This window comes from Streptomyces triticagri, from assembly GCF_003429565.1.
GTDB classification, from domain to species: domain Bacteria; phylum Actinomycetota; class Actinomycetes; order Streptomycetales; family Streptomycetaceae; genus Streptomyces; species Streptomyces triticagri.
Genome location: NZ_QUAK01000210.1, coordinates 1 through 18,034, shown reverse-complemented (window position 1 = coordinate 18,034; position 18,034 = coordinate 1). Strand labels below are relative to the sequence as shown.

General features: G+C 71.6%; 14 protein-coding genes. 11 read left to right on the top strand and 3 right to left on the bottom strand.

Annotation, left to right across the window (positions count from 1 at the left end):
- The first annotated feature begins 246 nt into the window (after nucleotides 1–246).
- Nucleotides 247–645, top strand: coding sequence for a DUF4190 domain-containing protein (locus tag DY218_RS28340; RefSeq protein WP_128559000.1), 399 nt, complete (start codon nucleotides 247–249; stop codon nucleotides 643–645).
- A gap of 56 nt (nucleotides 646–701) precedes the next feature.
- Here the strand turns inward: DY218_RS28340 and DY218_RS28335 are convergent, their stop codons facing one another.
- Nucleotides 702–1,241, bottom strand: a complete 540-nt coding sequence (locus DY218_RS28335) for an NADAR family protein (protein WP_128558999.1) — start codon at nucleotides 1,239–1,241, stop codon at nucleotides 702–704.
- Nucleotides 1,242–1,521: 280 nt separating this feature from the next.
- Here DY218_RS28335 and DY218_RS28330 point away from each other — a divergent pair, with 280 nt between their 5' ends.
- The 8 genes from DY218_RS28330 (at nucleotide 1,522) to DY218_RS28295 (ending at nucleotide 10,856) form a co-directional block, all read left to right on the top strand.
- Nucleotides 1,522–3,081 carry a gamma-aminobutyraldehyde dehydrogenase gene (locus DY218_RS28330; protein ID WP_128558998.1) on the top strand — a complete coding sequence of 520 codons (1,560 nt, stop codon included), beginning with the start codon at nucleotides 1,522–1,524 and terminating at the stop codon, nucleotides 3,079–3,081.
- A gap of 79 nt (nucleotides 3,082–3,160) precedes the next feature.
- On the top strand, nucleotides 3,161–4,411 hold the full coding sequence (locus DY218_RS28325) for a polyamine ABC transporter substrate-binding protein (RefSeq protein WP_128558997.1): 1,251 nt from the start codon (nucleotides 3,161–3,163) through the stop codon (nucleotides 4,409–4,411).
- Between the two features lie 30 nt (nucleotides 4,412–4,441).
- On the top strand, nucleotides 4,442–5,623 hold the full coding sequence (locus tag DY218_RS28320; RefSeq protein WP_128558996.1) for an ABC transporter ATP-binding protein: 1,182 nt from the start codon (nucleotides 4,442–4,444) through the stop codon (nucleotides 5,621–5,623).
- Nucleotides 5,620–6,552: an ABC transporter permease gene (locus tag DY218_RS28315; RefSeq protein WP_128558995.1), complete on the top strand. Its 933-nt coding sequence runs from the start codon at nucleotides 5,620–5,622 to the stop codon at nucleotides 6,550–6,552. Before DY218_RS28320 ends, DY218_RS28315 begins: the two co-directional genes overlap by 4 nt.
- Entirely contained in the window at nucleotides 6,552–7,343 is a 792-nt protein-coding gene (locus DY218_RS28310) for an ABC transporter permease (RefSeq protein ID WP_128558994.1), read from the top strand. The genes DY218_RS28315 and DY218_RS28310 overlap by 1 nt, the downstream gene beginning before the upstream one ends.
- Before the next feature lie 46 nt (nucleotides 7,344–7,389).
- On the top strand, nucleotides 7,390–8,856 hold the full coding sequence (locus tag DY218_RS28305) for an NAD(P)/FAD-dependent oxidoreductase (protein ID WP_233521943.1): 1,467 nt from the start codon (nucleotides 7,390–7,392) through the stop codon (nucleotides 8,854–8,856).
- A gap of 159 nt (nucleotides 8,857–9,015) precedes the next feature.
- Nucleotides 9,016–9,573 carry a hypothetical protein gene (locus tag DY218_RS28300; RefSeq protein WP_233521942.1) on the top strand — a complete coding sequence of 186 codons (558 nt, stop codon included), beginning with the start codon at nucleotides 9,016–9,018 and terminating at the stop codon, nucleotides 9,571–9,573.
- Between the two features lie 146 nt (nucleotides 9,574–9,719).
- Complete coding sequence (locus DY218_RS28295; RefSeq protein ID WP_233521941.1) at nucleotides 9,720–10,856, top strand: chitinase; 1,137 nt, start codon at nucleotides 9,720–9,722, stop codon at nucleotides 10,854–10,856.
- On the opposite strand, the gene DY218_RS28290 is transcribed toward DY218_RS28295, so the two are convergent.
- Together DY218_RS28290 and gabT are read right to left on the bottom strand one after the other, a co-directional pair.
- Nucleotides 10,844–11,530, bottom strand: coding sequence for a phosphatase PAP2 family protein (locus tag DY218_RS28290; protein WP_233521940.1), 687 nt, complete (start codon nucleotides 11,528–11,530; stop codon nucleotides 10,844–10,846). The genes DY218_RS28295 and DY218_RS28290 overlap by 13 nt on opposite strands.
- A gap of 436 nt (nucleotides 11,531–11,966) precedes the next feature.
- Nucleotides 11,967–13,301 carry a 4-aminobutyrate--2-oxoglutarate transaminase gene (gene gabT / locus DY218_RS28285; RefSeq protein WP_128558993.1) on the bottom strand — a complete coding sequence of 445 codons (1,335 nt, stop codon included), beginning with the start codon at nucleotides 13,299–13,301 and terminating at the stop codon, nucleotides 11,967–11,969.
- 347 nt (nucleotides 13,302–13,648) lie between these two features.
- Between gabT and DY218_RS28280 the strand changes: the two genes are divergently transcribed.
- Both DY218_RS28280 and DY218_RS28275 read left to right on the top strand, forming a co-directional pair.
- Nucleotides 13,649–16,051 carry a type IV secretory system conjugative DNA transfer family protein gene (locus tag DY218_RS28280; protein ID WP_128558992.1) on the top strand — a complete coding sequence of 801 codons (2,403 nt, stop codon included), beginning with the start codon at nucleotides 13,649–13,651 and terminating at the stop codon, nucleotides 16,049–16,051.
- A 246-nt stretch (nucleotides 16,052–16,297) separates the two neighbouring features.
- On the top strand, nucleotides 16,298–17,935 hold the full coding sequence (locus DY218_RS28275) for a PucR family transcriptional regulator (protein WP_128558991.1): 1,638 nt from the start codon (nucleotides 16,298–16,300) through the stop codon (nucleotides 17,933–17,935).
- Nucleotides 17,936–18,034: the final 99 nt, after the last annotated feature.

The window sequence follows — 18,034 nt, the reverse complement described above, 5'->3', positions numbered from 1 at the left end:
GGCACCGGCACGCCGGACCCCGCGCCGTCCGGTCACGGGGCGCCCGGCCAGGGGGCGCCCGGTCGCGGGACTCCCGGACAAGGGGCTCCCGGACATGGGCCGAACCCGTGGAGCGTTCCGGACCCCGCCTCCGGCACGGACCCGTGGAACCCACCGGCCCACGGCGCCCCGCACCCACCCGGCCACCGGCGGAACCACGCATCCCCCGTACCCCCGCCGCCCGTCTCGCCGGACGGACCGGGCGCCGTGCAGTTCGGGTACGGGGCGCACCCGGCCGGGCCCGGGCCCGCGCCGTACGGGCCGCCGCATCGGCACGGTCACCCCGGTCACCCGTACGGGCACCCCGGCTACGGCCACCCGTATCCCGCGCCGCCCGGATACCGCTGGCCCGGTATGCAGCCCCCGCCCGGCAACGGGCTCGGGACGACCTCGCTCGTGCTCGGCATCATCGCTGCCGTCGGGTTCTTCCTCTGGCCACTGGCGATCGTGCTTGGCGTCCTCGCCCTGGTCTTCGGCGCGATCGGCCGCCAGAAGACCGTCCGCGGGGAGGCGAACAACGAGGGTGTGGCGCTGGCCGGGATCATCTGCGGCGCGGTCGGTCTCGGCCTCGGCGTGCTGATGATGGTGCTGGCCGTCAGCAACTAGTTCCGATCCACAGCTGGGGCCGCAGATCCACGCCTGGGGCCGCAGCCGGCGCATCCTCACGATCCCCGTATCCGCTCCCGGGCCTCCATCAGCGCGAAGCCCAGCAGATTGAGGCCTCGCCACCGGGCCGGATCGTGCGCCCGCTCGTCCTCCTTCGCCAGGCCGATGCCCCAGATCCGGTCCCGCGGGCTCGCCTCCACGAGGACCCGCTCGCCCGTGCCGAGCAGGAAAGCCCGCAGGTCGTCGTCCGCCGAGAACTTGTGCACGCTGCCCGCCACCACCACCTCGTACCGCTCCCGCTCCCAGACGGCCTCGTCGAAGCCCCGCACCAGGCGGCCCGCCTTCTTCGCAGCTGCCGGAGAGCGGGCCGCCAGGGCCGCACGCTCCGCCTCCTCGTCCCCGAACAGCCGGGCCTTCGCCGCCATCATCCAGTGCTCCGCCGTCGCGTACCGGACATCGGCAACCGTGAACGGCGACGGCCACCACTGGCTGAGACAGCTCGCCCCGAGCCGCCCGTCCGCACCCGGCGCATGCCCCCAGAAGTGCAGATACTTCACACGCTCCGCACGTGCGGCCCGCTCCGTCAGGGCCCGCATCCGCAGCTGCGCTCCGTCACTCCGCGCGACACGCGGCCCACCCGGCGCACCCGATTCCTCCGTCACCACATCCACCCCCGACGGCCACCACGGCCTCCGATCCGATGCACGCAACCATGGCAGCCACCACTGACAACGCGTCCCGGGTTCCCCGCCCACACTCGACACGTGGTCGACAGATTCCGTCGCGTAACCAAAAGGCAACAACGGAATCACTTGTTGGAGGCCGTGGCCTCTGTCAGGATCGGCACTCAAATCGAGGCGGAACTACGGAGAGCCGATGAGTGACACCGGTACGAACGACGTGGGCGCCGAGCGCGCGAAGTCCGCGGCCGACCCGGCCGGCTTCGCACCGCGCGAGCGCTTCGCGGCGGGCGCCCAGTACATCGACGGCGGTCTGCGCGCCGGCACATCGGACCGCGACCACGCGGTGGTGGACCCGGCCACCGGCGAAGAGATCCACACCTACCGCCTCGCCTCCACCGCCGACGTGGACGCCGCGGTCGCCTCGGCCCGCGCCGCCTTCCCCGGCTGGGCGGGCGCCACACCGGGCGAACGCTCCGACGCCCTGCACCGCTTCGCCGCCGTACTCGGCGACCGCGCCGAGGAGTTCGCGCAGGCGGAGTCGCTGCAGTGCGGCAAACCACTCAAGCTGAGCCGGGAGTTCGACGTCCCCGGATCAGTCGACAACGCGGCCTTCTTCGCGGGCGCCGCCCGCCACCTCGCGGGCCAGAGCGCCGGCGAGTACAGCGGCGACCACACCTCGTACGTACGCCGGGAGCCGATCGGCGTGGTCGGCTCCATCGCGCCCTGGAACTATCCGCTCCAGATGGCCGCCTGGAAGGTCCTGCCGGCCGTCGCCGCGGGCAACACGATCGTGCTCAAGCCGGCCGAACTCACCCCGTTCACCTCGCTGCTGTTCGCCGAGGCCGCCACCGAGGCGGGCATCCCGGACGGCGTCCTGAACATCGTCACCGGCGCCGGACGGGACGCCGGCGAGCACCTGGTCGGCCATCCGGACGTGGCCATGACGTCCTTCACCGGCTCCACCGCGGTCGGCAAGCGGGTCGCCGAGATCGCCACCGCCACCGTCAAGCGGCTGCATCTGGAGCTCGGCGGCAAGGCGCCGTTCGTGGTCTTCGACGACGCGGACCTGGAGGCCGCCGTGCACGGCGCGGTCGCCGGCGCCCTGATCAACACCGGCCAGGACTGCACGGCCGCCACGCGCGCGTACGTCCAACGCCCGCTGTACGACGCCTTCGTGGCGGGTGTCGCCGACCTGATGGCCACCGTCCGGGTCGGCGACCCCTTCGACCCCGACACCGACCTCGGGCCGCTGATCAGCCACGCACACCGCGACCGGGTGGCCGGTTTCGTCGACCGTGCCCGTGGGCACGCGCGCGTGGTCACCGGTGGCGAGGCGCCGAAGAGCCCCGGCGCGTACTACCTGCCGACGCTCATCGCGGACGCGGCACAGGACAGCGAGATCGTGCAGTCCGAGATCTTCGGCCCGGTCCTCGTCGTGCTGCCCTTCGACTCCGACGACGAGGGCGTCCGGCTCGCCAACGACACCCCGTACGGCCTCGCCGCCTCCGCCTGGACCCGGGACGTCTTCCGCGCGAACCGCGCCACCCGCGACATCCAGGCCGGCTGCGTCTGGATCAACGACCACATCCCGATCCTCAGCGAGATGCCGCACGGCGGCTACAAGGCCTCCGGCTACGGCAAGGACATGTCCGCGTACTCCTTCGAGGAGTACACCCAGATCAAGCACGTGATGTACGACAACACCGCGGTCGCCAAAAAGGACTGGCACCGGACGGTATTCGGAGACCGATAAGACCGACCCTCATACGGGGCGGCCCGGTGCCCACTCCCCCGGGGTATCGGACCGCCCATCCCGAAAGGGCAGCAAGCGCATGGAGCTGTACGAGACCGACCGCCTCTCCCCGCCTCAACTCGCGGCCATGCGGCGCAGCATGAAGAACGGCCGAGCGGCCCTCAGTCGCCGCACCCTGCTGAGGGCCTCGTCCGGCGGAGTGCTCGCGGCGGGCGGGCTCGCGGGCCTGAGCGCCTGCGGCATCCCCGCCGCGACCAAGCAGTCCGGCGGCACCGCGGCCGACGACCACTCCAAGGACGAGAAGCGCCTGCACTTCTCCAACTGGACCGAGTACATGGACGTCGCCGAGGACGACAAGAACCGCCGCCCCACCCTCGAGGCCTTCGCCGAACGCACCGGCATCAAGGTCAAGTACACCGAGGACATCAACGACAACAGCGAGTTCTTCGGCAAGATCAAGCCACAGCTGGCGGCCGGCCAGGACACCGGCCGCGACCTGATCTGCGTCACCGACTGGCTCGCGGCCCGCCTCATCCGCTTCGGCTGGGTGCAGAAGCTCGACCCGGCCAACCTGCCGCACGCGTACGCGAACCTCTCCGCCCAGTTCCGCAGCCCCGACTGGGACCCGGGCCGCGCCTACTCCTACCCCTGGGCCGGCATCTCCACGGTGATCGCGTACAACGTCAAGGCCACCGGCGGCCGCGAGGTCACCTCCGTCAAGCAGCTGCTCGAGGATCCGAAGCTCAAGGGCCGGGTGTCGTTCCTCTCCGAGATGCGCGACACCATCGGCATGGTCCTGCTCGACATGGACAAGGACCCGGCCGACTTCACCGACGACGACTACGACGCGGCCGTGGCGCGCCTGCAGAAGGGCGTCGACAGCAAGCAGATCCGCCGCTTCACCGGCAACGACTACACGGCCGACCTCACCAAGGGCGACATCGCGGCCTGTGTGGCCTGGGCCGGTGACATCGTCCAGCTCCAGGCGGACAACCCGGACATCAAGTTCCATGTCCCGGACAGCGGCTACATCACGTCCTCGGACAACCTGATGGTCCCCAACAACGCCCGGCACAAGCTCAACGCCGAGAAGCTCATCGACTACTACTACGAGCTCCCGGTCGCCGCAGAGCTCGCCGCGTGGATCAATTTCGTCTGCCCCGCCGAGGGCGTGAAACCCGAACTGGCCAAGATCGACAAGGACATAGCGAACGACCCGCTGATCGTCCCCGACAAGGCCATGGCCGCCAAGTCGCACGCCTTCCGCTCCCTCGACGAGAAGCAGGAAACGGCGTACGAGTCCAAGTTCGCCCAGCTCACCGGCGCCTGAGCCGCCCTCGAGAAGTCGGGACCAGAAGCGATGACAGACCAGTCGATCAACGACACCGTGCCGGGCGGCGCCGTCCGCCTCAGCGGGATCAGCAAGACCTACGGCTCGTACCAGGCGGTCCAGCCGCTCGAACTGACCGTCCCACAGGGCTCGTTCTTCGCCCTGCTCGGCGCGTCCGGCTGCGGAAAGACCACCACCCTGCGGATGATCGCGGGCCTCGAGGAGCCCACCACCGGCACCGTGCACCTCGGCGACCAGGACGTCACCGGCCTGCCGCCGTACAAGCGCCCGGTGAACACCGTCTTCCAGTCGTACGCCCTCTTCCCGCACCTGGACATCCAGGAGAACGTCGCCTTCGGCCTGCGCCGGCGCGGCATCAAGTCGGTGAAGAAGCAGGTCGGCGAGATGCTGGAGCTCGTGCAGCTCACCGAGCACGCGCAGAAGAAGCCGCACCAGCTCTCCGGCGGCCAGCAGCAGCGCGTCGCGGTCGCCCGCGCCCTGATCAACCATCCCAAGGTGCTGCTCCTCGACGAGCCGCTCGGCGCCCTGGACCTGAAGCTGCGCCGTCAGATGCAGCTGGAGCTCAAGCGCATCCAGACCGAGGTCGGCATCACCTTCGTGCACGTCACGCACGACCAGGAGGAGGCCATGACGATGGCCGACCAGGTCGCCGTGATGAACGCGGGAGCGGTCGAGCAACTCGGCGCCCCCACCGAGCTCTACGAGAACCCGGGCACCACCTTCGTCGCCAACTTCCTCGGCACCTCGAACCTCATCGAGGCCGAGATCACGGGCAGTTCCGGTGACGACCTCGTACTGAAGGCGGGCGACGGCAAGCTCGCCCTGCCCACCACCCGATGTCGGGCCGCCACAGCCACCGGCGGCAAGCTGCTGCTCGGCATCCGCCCGGAGAAGATCACCCTCACTCACGCCGACGACGCGGGCACGGTCCCCGACGGCCGCAACCGGATCACCGGCCGCATCACGGCGACCAGCTTCATCGGCGTCTCCACCCAGTACGTCATCGACAGCCCCGTCGCCGACGGCCTCGAGGTCTACGCCCAGAACATCGAGCGCGACACCCGGCTTGCCCCCGGCGCCGAGGTCGTCCTGCACTGGAACCCGGCGCACGGCTTCGGACTCGACGCGGCCCAGGACATCGACGCCGGGCTCACCGACGGTTCCGACGGCGCCGACGAGGGGGCCGCATGACGACCGTGACCGAGGCTCCACCCGAGCCGCCCGCCGAGGCCGGCAAGCCCGCCGCGCGGCGCCGCCCACGGGGCAGATTCGTCCCCTACTGGCTGCTGCTGCCCGGCATCCTGTGGCTGGTCGTGTTCTTCGCCCTGCCGATGCTGTACCAGGCCTCCACCTCGGTGCAGACCGGTTCGCTGACCGAGGGCTACGAGGTCACCTGGCACTTCGCCACGTACTGGGACGCGATCGGCGAGTACTGGCCGCAGTTCCTGCGCTCGGTGCAGTACGCCGGGACCGCCACCGTGCTCTGTCTGCTGCTCGGCTATCCGCTCGCGTATCTGATCGCCTTCAAGGCGGGCCGCTGGCGCTCCCTCGTACTGATCCTGGTCATCGCGCCGTTCTTCACCAGCTTCCTGATCCGTACGCTCGCCTGGAAGACGATCCTCGCCGACGGGGGACCGGTCGTCGGGGCCCTGAACACGCTGCACGTCCTGGACGTCACCAGCTGGCTCGGCATGACCGAGGGCGACCGCGTGCTCGCCACACCGCTCGCCGTGGTCTGCGGACTGACGTACAACTTCCTGCCGTTCATGGTGCTGCCGCTGTACACCTCGCTCGAGCGGATCGACCCGCGGCTGCACGAGGCGGCCGGCGATCTCTACGCGCGGCCGTTCACCACCTTCCGCAAGGTGACCTTCCGGCTCTCCATGCCGGGTGTGGTCTCCGGGACGCTGCTCACCTTCATCCCGGCCAGCGGCGACTACATCAACTCCCAGCTGCTCGGCTCCACCAACGAGAAGATGATCGGCAACGTCATCCAGTCGCAGTTCCTCACCGTGCTCGACTATCCGACCGCCGCCGCGCTCTCGTTCATCCTCATGGCGGCGATCCTGCTGATCGTCACCTTCTACATCCGCAGGTCCGGGACGGAGGATCTCGTCTGATGCGCTGGCTCCGCCGGAACCTCGTGGTGATCGCGGGAGTGCTGACTCTCGCCTTCCTCATCCTGCCCAACATCGTCGTCCTGATCTTCTCGTTCAACCGCCCCAAGGGCCGCTTCAACTACGCCTGGCAGGAGTTCTCCACGGACGCCTGGAAGGACCCCTGCGGGGTGGCCGACCTGTGCGGTTCGCTCTCGCTGAGCCTGCAGATCGCGATCTGGTCGACGATCGGCGCCACCGTGCTCGGCACGATGATCGCCTTCGCCCTGGCCCGCTACCGCTTCCGGGCCCGCGGCGCGGTCAGCTCGCTGATCTTCCTGCCGATGGCCATGCCCGAGGTCGTGATGGCCGCCTCGCTGCTCACGCTCTTCCTCAACATGGGCGCGCAGCTCGGCTTCTGGACGATCCTCATCGCGCACATCATGTTCTGTCTGAGCTTCGTGGTCACCGCGGTGAAGGCCCGGGTCCTGTCCATGGACCCGCGGCTCGAGGAGGCCGCCAAGGATCTGTACGCCAGCCCGCTGCAGACCTTCCTGCGCGTCACCCTGCCGATCGCGGCGCCGGGCATCGCGGCCGGTGCGCTGCTCGCCTTCGCCCTGTCCTTCGACGACTTCATCATCACCAACTTCAACGCCGGCTCGACCGTGACCTTCCCGATGTACGTCTGGGGCTCGGCGCAGCGCGGCACACCCGTTCAGATCAATGTGATCGGCACGGCGATGTTCGCCGTCGCGGTGATCTGCGTCCTTGCTGGGATGCTGATCGGCAACCGGCGCCGGAAACAGGCGCTGTGACAGGCGGTCGCCACTCGGCGGCCGCGGCTTCGAGGGAGTGGAGAACATGGCCCCGAGTGCCATGAGCAAGAGCGTGTCCGAGCCTTCCGGCCAGGGGACCGAGGCCCGCGACGAGGCCGTACGTGCCGCACTGGCCGACGCGAAGCCGCTGGCGTACTGGCTCGACGACCCGGCGCGGCCCGAGCCGGAGCCGGAGCTGCGCGGTGACACGCACTGCGACCTGCTCGTCGTGGGCGGCGGCTACAGCGGTCTGTGGACCGCCCTGATCGCCAAGGAACGCGATCCCGCACGCGAGGTCGTCCTGATCGAGGGCCGCGAGATCGCCTGGGCCGCCTCCGGCCGCAACGGCGGCTTCTGCGCCGCCTCGCTCACCCACGGCGCCGCGAACGGCCTGGCCCGCTGGCCCGACGAGTTCGACCGCCTCGAAGAGCTCGGCGCCCGCAACCTGGACGCGATCGAGGAGGCGGTCCAGCGGTACGGAATCGACTGCGACTTCGAGCGCACCGGCGAGATCACCGTCGCGACCGAACCTCACCAGCTGGCCGAACTCGCCGAGCTGCACGACGAGTTGACCGAACTCGGCCTGGCCGAAGGCACCGAGTTCCTGGACGGTGAGTCGATGCGTCGACAGGTCGACTCACCGACCTTCATCGGCGGCCTGTACGAGCGGGACGGCGTCGCCATGCTGAACCCGGCCAAGCTCGCCTGGGGCCTCAAACGTGCCTGCCTGGAGCTCGGCGTACGCATCCACGAGCACACGCCGGCCACCGCGCTCACCGGCCACGGCGCGGGCATGGCCGTCCGCACCCGCGAGGGCCGGGTCTTCGCCCGCCAGGTCGCGCTCGGCACCAACGTCTTCCCCTCGCTGGTCCGCCGCACCCGCGCCTACACGGTCCCGGTCTACGACTACGCCCTGATGACCGAGCCGCTGACCGACGCCCAACTGGCCGCGATCGGCTGGTCGGGACGGCAGGGACTCGGCGACCAGGCCAACCAGTTCCACTACTTCCGGCTCTCCGCGGACAACCGGATCCTGTGGGGCGGCTACGACGCGATCCACCCCTACGGCGGCCGGGTGGAGGCCAAGCACGACCACCGGCCCGAGACGTACCGCAGACTCGCGGAGCATTTCTTCCGGTGCTTCCCGCAGCTCGCGGGGGTGCGCTTCACGCACGCCTGGGGCGGGGCGATCGACACCTGTACCCGGTTCTCGGCGTTCTTCGGGACGGCGCACCGCGGCCGAGTCGCGTACGCGGCCGGGTACACCGGGCTCGGCGTGGGGGCCACCCGGTTCGGCGCCGAGGTGATGCTCGACCTGCTCGCCGGCGAGGAGACCGAGCGCACCTCGCTCGAGATGGTGCGCCGCAAGCCGCTGCCGTTCCCGCCGGAGCCGTTCGCCTCGGCCGGGATCGAGCTGACCAAGTGGTCGATGGCCCGCTCCGACGCCCGCGGCGGCCACCGCAATCTGTGGCTGCGCACCATGGACCGCCTCGGTCTCGGCTTCGACAGCTGAGCGGTGCGCCGGACGGCCTCCGGCCGCCACGTGATCACCCCACCGCCCTTGTGACGGCCGTCACTTCGAATAAATCCGCCGAACCCGCGTAAGGGATCCGGCCCAGCCCTCTCTCCCTCGTGACACGCACCATTCGCGATCACATGGGAGGTCCTGGTCATGACTGGCTCGGGCGCGAAGTCCGCAGTGGAGTGGCTGGTCTCGGTGGCCCCGGATCCCGAGACCTGCCGCTGGGAGTGGGAGCGCAATCCGCACGGCGTCGCCCTGCTGCCGGCGGGTCGCCTCTGGGACGTATTGATCCTGCCGGGCGAGCTCGGCCGTCCGACGCTCGATGTGCTGAACCGGTGCCTGGACCGGCCGGGCCCGGTGCTCGCCGACTTCGGCGACGCGCGCCTCGGCTTCTTCGTGCCCGCGGGCACGGCGGCGCGCTGGGTCGGCACGGGCGTACGGGGAGCGGGCCGCGGCACCTGGATCGTGGTGCCGTACCCGGGGCGGGCCACCGGCGGGGTGCGCTGGCTGGTCGCGCCGGACGGCGCGGGCACGCTCTGCGACCCCGTACTGCTCGAACTCGCCATGCACGAGGCGGCCGCGCAGCTGGCGCACGACGGGAAGGGGGTGGCACGCGAACACCCGATCCGCGATTGGGACGGCCGGGGTCCCGAGCGGGACGACACCGGACCCGAGGGCGACGGGCGGGGTCCCGAGCGGGACGGCTGAGGCGTGGGAACCGTCAGAGGTCTTGACAACCGGATTGGTCTGGACCAGGTTGTGCGCGTCCCCACCCTCCACATCCCCCACCTCCGGAGGCAGTTGTGGATCGCATCCGACCGTCCGACCGACCTCGCCGCAGAATCCTTACTGCGGTGGCAGCCGCAGCCGTTCTCGCGGTGTCCGGCTTCCTCGGCAGTTCCCTGACCGGTACGGCAGCGGCCGCCCGTGCGGCCGACGCCGAACCTTCCCCCACACAGCAGGCGGAGTCCCGGAGCCTGGCCGGCGGCACCCTCGTCGGCTATCTGCACAGCAGCTTCGCCAACGGCTCCGGCTACACGAAACTTGCCGACGTACCCGACAGCTGGGACATCATCGACCTGGCCTTCGGCGAACCCACCTCACCCACCTCGGGCGACATCCGCTTCGAGCTCTGTCCCCAGGACGAGTGCCCCGAGGTGGAGAGCAAGGACGAGTTCAAGGACGCCATCAAGGCCAAACAGGCCGACGGCAAGAAGGTCCTGATCTCCATCGGCGGCCAGAACGGCCAGGTGCAGCTCAACACCACCGCGGCCCGCGACACCTTCGTCAGCTCGGTGAGCGCCATCATCGACGAGTACGGACTCGACGGCCTCGACATCGACTTCGAGGGACACTCACTGTCGCTCGACACCGACGACACCGACTTCAAGAACCCGACGACGCCCGCCATCGTCAACCTGATCGACGCGGTGAAGACCCTCAAGGCCAAGTACGGCGACGGCTTCACGCTCACCATGGCGCCCGAGACCTTCTTCGTGCAGCTCGGCTACCAGTACTACGGGACAGGGGAGTTCGGCGGTCAGGACCCGCGCGCCGGGGCGTACCTGCCGGTGATCCACGCGCTGCGCGACGACCTCACGCTGCTGCACGTCCAGGACTACAACTCGGGTCCGATCATGGGCCTCGACGACCAGTTCCACACCATGGGCGGCGCCGACTTCCACATCGCGATGACCGACATGCTGCTCGCCGGATTCCCGGTCGCGGGCAACACCGACAACGTCTTCGAGGCGCTGCCGCCCGAGAAGGTCGCCATCGGCATGCCCGCATCGCCCAACGCGGGCAACGGCCACGTGTCCACCGGCGAGGTCAACAAGGCCCTCGACTGCCTCACCAAGGGCACCGACTGCGGATCGTACGAACCCCATGGCACCTGGCCGGCCCTCGGCGGCCTGATGACCTGGTCGATCAACTGGGACCGGCACGGCGACTGGGAGTTCATGAACAACTTCGACAGCTACTTCGGCTGAGGCGGCTGGTCCTGCGGCGGGGGCGGCGGTCCCGGCCGGTCGGACACGGCCTCGTACGGCCCTCGATCGTCGTTCCGGTCGAGGGCCGTACGCAGCAGGAGCAGCAGCATGCCGCCCAGGCACCAGGCGCCGATCACGTCGAGCGGCCAGTGGTAGCCGCGCCGGACCAGGCCGAGGCCGATGAACGTCATCAACAGGCCGTGAGCGACGGCCACTTCACGCCGCCCGCGCGGGGTGCGGAGCGGTGGCAGCGACGGGCGCAGCACCAGCAGCGCCGCGCCGTACGCGACGACCGCGGTGGCCGCGTGACCCGAGGGGAAGAAGCCCTCGCCGGACGTCATGCCCGGCGGTCCGTCCCGCCCGACGAGCGCCTTGAGCGGCGCCACGAGCAGCGGCACCGTGGCCATGGCGAGCGCGCCCGCGACCACCGGGAACCACCACCGGGGCCGGCCGGCCCGCCGTCCGAGCAGCGCCGCCGCGGCCAGGGCGGCGGCGAGCACCGGCAGCGCCACCGCCATCCCGCCGAGATCGGCGAAGAACTCCCCGGGCTGCGCCTGGAGTTCATGGCCCCGCAGCTCCCCGGCGAGCCGTTCGTCCGCGCGGCGGACCGGCCCGTCCACGGCGGCGGCCCAGGACGTCAGGGCGAGAAGGACCGCGAGCAGCACGAAAAGCACCCGCCGGTCATATCACGGGGCGGGTGCGGGAGTCGTACCGAGGCAGTCTGCCGACGCGATGCGGAGAGAGGAGAGCAGGCCGCTCCGGAACAAGGGGGGTGGTCCCGGAGCGGCCGGGGACCGGTGTGCCGCACGCCCCGGGGGGTTTGGGGCGGGCGGCAGTCCGATCGGTGAGGAACTCCGGAGCGCGGGGCTCCGATGGTGTGCGCGTCGGCACGTCCAGGCCGGTGCTGGGGAATGCTCCGTCCCGGTCCCGCCCGCGGTCCCCTTTGGGCGGGTGTTTCACTCATCTGCGTAGAACCTACGGCAGGGCACCCCGGGGCCGACAGTCGGAACGGCGTCCCGCCATCGGCCCCGCACACCTTCTTCACAGCCTCTGCCTGCGGGACGCCGCGCCCGGGTGCCCCCTGCCGTACCGCGCGTGCCCGCCGCCCGGTCAGAGTGCGGCGAAGGCTTCCTCGAGCACGTCGAGGCCGTCGTTGAGGAGGTCCTCGCCGATGACCAGCGGCGGCAGGAAGCGCACCACGTTGCTGTACGTGCCGGTGGTGAGGACCAGCAGACCGGCCTCGTGGCAGGCCTTGGCGACCTTGGCGGTGGCCTGCGGGTCCGGCTCCTTGGTGGTGCGGTCCTTGACCAGCTCGACGGCGAGCATCGCGCCGCGGCCACGGACGTCGCCGATCGCCTCGAACTTCTCCTGCATCGCGGCCAGTCGGGGCTTCATGACCGCTTCGATGCGCTTCGCCCGAGCGTTGAGGTCGAGCTCCTTCATCGTCTCGATGGCACCGAGCGCACCCGCGCAGGCCACCGGGTTTCCGCCGTAGGTGCCGCCGAGGCCGCCGCCGTGCGCGGCGTCCATGATCTCGGCGCGGCCGGTCACGGCGGACAGCGGCAGACCGCCCGCGATGCCCTTGGCGGTGGTGATCAGGTCCGGGACGATCCCCTCGTCCTCGCAGGCGAACCACTGGCCGGTACGGCAGAAGCCCGACTGGATCTCGTCCGCCACGAACACGATGCCGTTGTCCTTGGCGTACTGCGCGATCGCCGGCAGGAATCCCTTGGCCGGCTCGATGAAGCCGCCCTCGCCGAGCACCGGCTCGATGATGATCGCGGCGACGTTCTCCGCGCCGATCTGCTTCGCGATGTGGTCGATGGCCTGCTCGGCGGCCTCGGGACCGCAGTTGTCCGGGCCGGTCGGCCAGCGGTAGCCGTATGCGACGGGGACGCGGTAGACCTCGGGGGCGAACGGGCCGAAGCCGTGCTTGTACGGCATGTTCTTGCTGGTCAGCGCCATCGTCAGATTGGTGCGCCCGTGGTAGCCGTGGTCGAAGACCACCACGGCCTGCCGCTTGGTGTACGAGCGGGCGATCTTGACGGCGTTCTCCACGGCCTCGGCGCCCGAGTTGAACAGGGCCGACTTCTTCGCGTGGTCGCCCGGGGTCAGCTCGGCGAGCGCCTCGGCCACGGCGACGTACCCCTCGTACGGCGTGACCATGAAACAGGTGTGGGTGAAGTCGGCGAGCTGCGCGGAGGCCCGCCGTACGACGGCCTCTGCGGAGGCGCCGACGGTGGTCACGGCGATGCCGGAACCGAAGTCGATGAAGCGGTTGCCGTCGACGTCCTCGACGATGCCGCCGTCCGCCTTGGCCGCGAAGACCGGCAGTACGGAGCCCACGCCGCCGGCCACCGAAGCGGTGCGGCGGGACTGCAGCTCCTGCGACTTCGGGCCCGGGACGGCGGTGACGAGGCGGCGCTCCTGCGGAATTGCACTCATAAGGGGCTCCTGGGGGTGGAACGGACGCGGTGCTTCTCGCAGGCTAGGGCTGCCGGAGGCGCCGGGGCATGTTCCGTTCGGGAGAACTTCCCCGGTGTCGCTTGTCCGTGGCGTCCATATGCCCGGGCGGACTTCGTCCTCGTGGCCCAGTGGGGTCTTCTGCGCGGGGCTGCTGCCGGGGCACATCGCCGGCGGCCGGTTCGTGCGGCCGTACGGGCGGGCAGGACACAGCAGGGGCGCCCGACGGCGCCCCGGTGCACCGCGCGGATCGCTGAACTACCCGTGTGCAGGCACTAGATTGAGGCCCGCACGGACGACAGGCAGGGCTGGTCAGGGGGCAGGGCCGAATGGACACCGACGGCATCGGCGACGCACGGGGCACAGCGGGCGCGCCCGTGCCGCGACCCGCGGGACCACCGGCGCCGCCTCCTCCGGCGCACGCACCCGGGGCGACACACGATCCCGGCGCCCTCCGGGAACAGGCCCCGAGCCACACCCCCGTGGCCGACTGGCTCGACACCCCCCGCCCGACGGTCCGCCCCGGCATCTGGCGCCTCGGATACCGGCCGCCGAAGCCGGGCCGCGGCGAGGGCGACCGGCTCGCACCCGTCACCCTGGCCGGACTGCTCATCCCGCTGATCGGCGCGCTGATCCTCTGGTCCCTGTGGCGGCACGGCAGGGTCCCCTTCCAGGGCCCGCTGCTGCGCCTGATGACACCCGACGACTGGTGGTACGGGGGCACCGTGGCCTCGCCGAGGGTGTGGCAGGGCGTGCAGGCCACCGTCGTCTATCACGGCCTCTTCTTCGCCGCACTCGTCTACGGCGTGGCCCGCCTGGGCAGTTGGCCCGAGATCGCCCACCACTACCTGGACCGCAGGCCGCAGCCGCAGCGCGCCCTGCTCGCGGCCCTTGCCGGCCTCGCCGCGCTGAGCCTGGTCTTCCCCTCGGCCTTCCCGCTGGTGGGCTGGGACCCGCTGCCCGTGGTCAATCCGCTGCTAGCCCTGACCGCCCTGGTCTCCGGCGGATACGACCTCTTCGCCTCGGCCCTGTTCGTGGACGGCCTGTACGCGGTCGTCACCGTGCTCGTCCTCTGGCCGTTCGCCCGGCTCGGCGGCTGGTGGCCGTACGCCAAGGAGCTCATCGCCACCCGCCGGGGTGCGGCCACTCCGGCGGCACCCACCACGGCCCCCGTGCCGCGCTCCCAGTGGCCCGACCTGAGGAATGCTGGGCAGCACCAGGCGGCCGAACTGCTCGCCGCCGAGGTGGCCGGCGGGCGGATGAACGACGTGGACTGCGCCCGGGTCTCCCGTGCCTGGGCGACGGCCCAACGCGGCGGCGAGGCAAGGGCGTTCGGCGAAGTGGTGCTGCGCGAGGGCGCGGCCGCCTGGACCCATCCCTCGGGCGCCCGCGACCTGCCCCGGCGCGCGGCGCAGCACGATCTGCTCGACGGACAGGTGCGCATCGGGCGCTGGGTGGCCACCGAGCGGGCGCCGCGCGCCTACCACGACGCGGGCGCCGCGCTCGGCCCCGACGCCCTCGCGACCTCGCTCCTCGCGGTCGGGCCGTCCGGTGCGGGCAAGACCCGGGGCCTGATCGAGCCGGTCACCGAATCGCTGGCCCTGCAGGCGCTGACCGGGCGGAGCGCGGTGGTCGCGGTCTCCGCCGTCGGCGCGCGGCTCGCCTCGGACGACTCCTTCGATGTGATCGTGCGGATCGGCGACCCGGCCTCCGGGTACGACCTCGACCCGTACGCGGAATCCACGGATCCGGACGAGGCGGGGGCGATCCTCGCCGAGGCCCTGGTCGGTGACCTGGACGCGAGCGGCGGGCAGAGCGCGGCGACCGCACTCGCCCAGTTGCTCGGCCCGTACCGGGCGGCGTACGGACGCTTCCCGACGCTGCCGGTGCTGCGTGAGCTGCTCGCGGGCGAACCGACCGCTCTCGCCGGTCTGCAGCAGGCGCTCGCCGGCCCGGAGCACCTGCTCATGCGGCGTGAACTCGACACCCGTGTCCGGCAGATGAGCAGCCCGGCGGACATCGGCCGCGCCCTCGCGGACCGGCTCGCCCTGCTCGACCGGCCCGCCTTCGGGGACTTCTTCGGCGGCGGTGCGGCGCGTCCGTTCTCCCTGCGCGCCGTGGCGCACCACCCCATGCGGGTCCGCATCGATCCGCCCGAGCGCGGCCACGAGGAGGCCGCCCGACTGATCACCCGCCTGGTGCTCGCGCAGTTCCTCACGGTCGTACGCGACGACGGGCGCTCGCACTTCGCCGGCCTCGTCCTCGACGACGCCACCGGCACGGTGACACCCGAGTCGGTGCGCCGGATCCAGCGGCTGCGCTCGCAGAACGCGGGCGTGGTGCTCGCCCTGCGCAGCATCGGTGACGTCCCCGAGGCCCTGCACGGGCCGCTGTACGGGGCGGTCGGCTGTCGGATGGCCTTCGCGGGCGTGACCACCTGGGACGGCAGCCGGTTCGCGCAGGCCTGGGGGACCGAGTGGGTGGAGACGAAGGACGTCGCCAAGCACACGGTCTTCGCCGATCAGCCGATGACACGGGCGATCCACGCCCTGCGCAAGCGGATCACCGGCAAGGCGGTGACGACGGACGCGATCACCGTGCGTCAGGTCGAGCGGGAGCGGTGGTCGGCGTCCGAGCTGGCCCAGGGCATTCCGCCGGGACATGCGGTGCTGTCCCTTGCCTCGGTGGGCGGGGAGCACTCGCCGCCGCTCCTGGTGGATCTCGGCTCCTGAATCGGGGCCGGGCGGCCGTACGGGAGTCGGGCGGCCTCTACGGGAACCGTGCGTCCGATGCCTCGGCCGTACCGGAACCTGGGCGTCCCCTACCCGCGGCCGGGCCGTAAGCGCAAGGTCACAGAAGATTCCACACGGGATCGCCACGGGGCATCCATACGGTGAGGCAGAATCGTGGTGGGCCGTTCATACAACGCGTCCAAGGGACACCGACCCGCCACATCCGCCCGCCACCCGGAAGACCCCATGCCGCCCACGCTCGCCTCGCTCGTGCACCACTCCGCGCTCAAGCTCACCGTGCGTGCGGGTGCGGAGCACCTCGACACCCCGGTGCGCTGGGCGCACGCGAGCGAACTCGCCGATCCGGTGCCCTACATGGAGGGCGGCGAGCTGCTCCTGATCACGGCGCTCAAGCTGGAGGCCGAGGATCCGGTCGCGATGCGGCGCTATGTGAAACGCCTGGTGGAGGCCGGTGTCATCGGTCTCGGCTTCGCCGTGGGCGTGCACTACGACGACGTACCCGAGGCACTGCTCGACGCGGCCGGGGAGGAGGGGCTCCCGGTGCTCGGGGTGCCCCGCAGGACCCCGTTCATCGCCATCACCAAGGCGGTCTCCGCTGCCATCGCCGCCGACCAGTACCGCTCCGTAACCGCGGGCTTCGCCGCGCAGCGCGAGCTCACCCGGCAGGCCGTCGCGGCCGGTCCCGACGGACTGCTCGGCGTGCTCGCCGGACAGGTGGACGGCTGGGCCGCGCTCTATGACGCCGCGGGCTCCGTCGTCGCCACCGCGCCGGAGTGGGCCGCGCGCCGGGCGGCCCGGCTCACCGCCGACGTCGAGCGGCTGCACGGGCGCGCGGCCCCGGCCAGCCTCGTCGTCAGCGGCGCCGACGACCGGGTGGAGCTGCACTCCATCGGCACCGGACGCCGGCCCCGCACGGCACTCGCGGTCGGCACCGGCACCGCGCTCGGCACCGCCGAGCGATACGCCGTGCACTCCGCGATCGCCCTGCTCACCCTGACCACCGAGCGCTCCCGTGCCCTGCAGTCCGCCGAGCAGCGGCTCGGCGCCGCGGTCCTCAGGATGCTCCTGGCCGGCGAGCCCGGCCATGCCCGCGCGGTGGCCGGCGACCTCTACGGAGGCCTGCTCGACGCCCCGTTCCGCCTGCTCATCGCGGAGGACGGATCGAGCGCGCGGGCGCATCAGGAGGCTCATGGCCGGCCGGCCGAAGCGCCGGCCGATCCGCGCAGCACGCTCGCCGACATCGTGGAATCGGCCGCGGCGCGGGCCGGCGAGACGGTCCTCGTGGTGCCCGACGGCGGCGGTGACGACCGGCTCGTACTCCTCTTCGCGGACGGCGGCGCGGCCGCCGAGGCCTGCGCCCGGCACGCGGAGGCGCTGGACGCCGAGCGCACCCCGGGCGAGAAGCCCGTCGCCGCGGACGTCCCGTGGTCGGGCGACGACCTCGTCGTAGGGCTCTCCGCGCCGGCCGGGCCGATCGCGGCCGTCAGTGCGTACAAGCAGGCCGAGCAGGCGCTGTCGGTCGCCCGGCGCCGCGGCCGCACGCTCGTCGAGCACGAGGAGCTCGCCTCCGGCTCGGTGGTCCCGCTGCTCGCCGACGACGCGGTACGGGCCTTCGCCGACGGCACCCTCAGGGCGCTGCACGAACACGACGCCACCGGCCGCGGCGACCTGGTCGCCTCGCTGCGCGCCTGGCTCTCCCGGCACGGCCAGTGGGACGCGGCCGCGGCCGACCTCGGAGTGCACCGGCACACGCTGCGCTACCGCATGCGCCGCGTCGAGGAGATCCTCGGCCGCTCCCTCGACGACCCGGACACCCGCATGGAACTCTGGCTCGCCCTCAAGGTCACGGCAGCGGCGGAGTAGCCCTCCCGGGCGGGGGCCACCGAGCCGTTCCCGGCCAACCGCCCGCCGCGGGGCGCGTGCCGCGCCGCACACGGCGGGGAGGCACCGACGCCGAGTCCG

Excerpts from the sequence above, each read along its gene's own strand:
- DY218_RS28315 (WP_128558995.1), top strand. The coding sequence starts at position 5,620 with ATGACGACCGTGACCGAGGCTCCACCCGAGCCGCCCGCCGAGGCCGGC.
- DY218_RS28335 (WP_128558999.1), bottom strand. The coding sequence starts at position 1,241 with ATGCGGGCCCTGACGGAGCGGGCCGCACGTGCGGAGCGTGTGAAGTAT.
- DY218_RS28330 (WP_128558998.1), top strand. The coding sequence starts at position 1,522 with ATGAGTGACACCGGTACGAACGACGTGGGCGCCGAGCGCGCGAAGTCC.
- DY218_RS28280 (WP_128558992.1), top strand. The coding sequence starts at position 13,649 with ATGGACACCGACGGCATCGGCGACGCACGGGGCACAGCGGGCGCGCCC.
- DY218_RS28300 (WP_233521942.1), top strand. The coding sequence starts at position 9,016 with ATGACTGGCTCGGGCGCGAAGTCCGCAGTGGAGTGGCTGGTCTCGGTG.
- DY218_RS28305 (WP_233521943.1), top strand. The coding sequence starts at position 7,390 with ATGGCCCCGAGTGCCATGAGCAAGAGCGTGTCCGAGCCTTCCGGCCAG.
- DY218_RS28325 (WP_128558997.1), top strand. The coding sequence starts at position 3,161 with ATGGAGCTGTACGAGACCGACCGCCTCTCCCCGCCTCAACTCGCGGCC.
- DY218_RS28320 (WP_128558996.1), top strand. The coding sequence starts at position 4,442 with ATGACAGACCAGTCGATCAACGACACCGTGCCGGGCGGCGCCGTCCGC.
- DY218_RS28310 (WP_128558994.1), top strand. The coding sequence starts at position 6,552 with ATGCGCTGGCTCCGCCGGAACCTCGTGGTGATCGCGGGAGTGCTGACT.
- gabT (WP_128558993.1), bottom strand. The coding sequence starts at position 13,301 with ATGAGTGCAATTCCGCAGGAGCGCCGCCTCGTCACCGCCGTCCCGGGC.
- DY218_RS28275 (WP_128558991.1), top strand. The coding sequence starts at position 16,298 with ATGCCGCCCACGCTCGCCTCGCTCGTGCACCACTCCGCGCTCAAGCTC.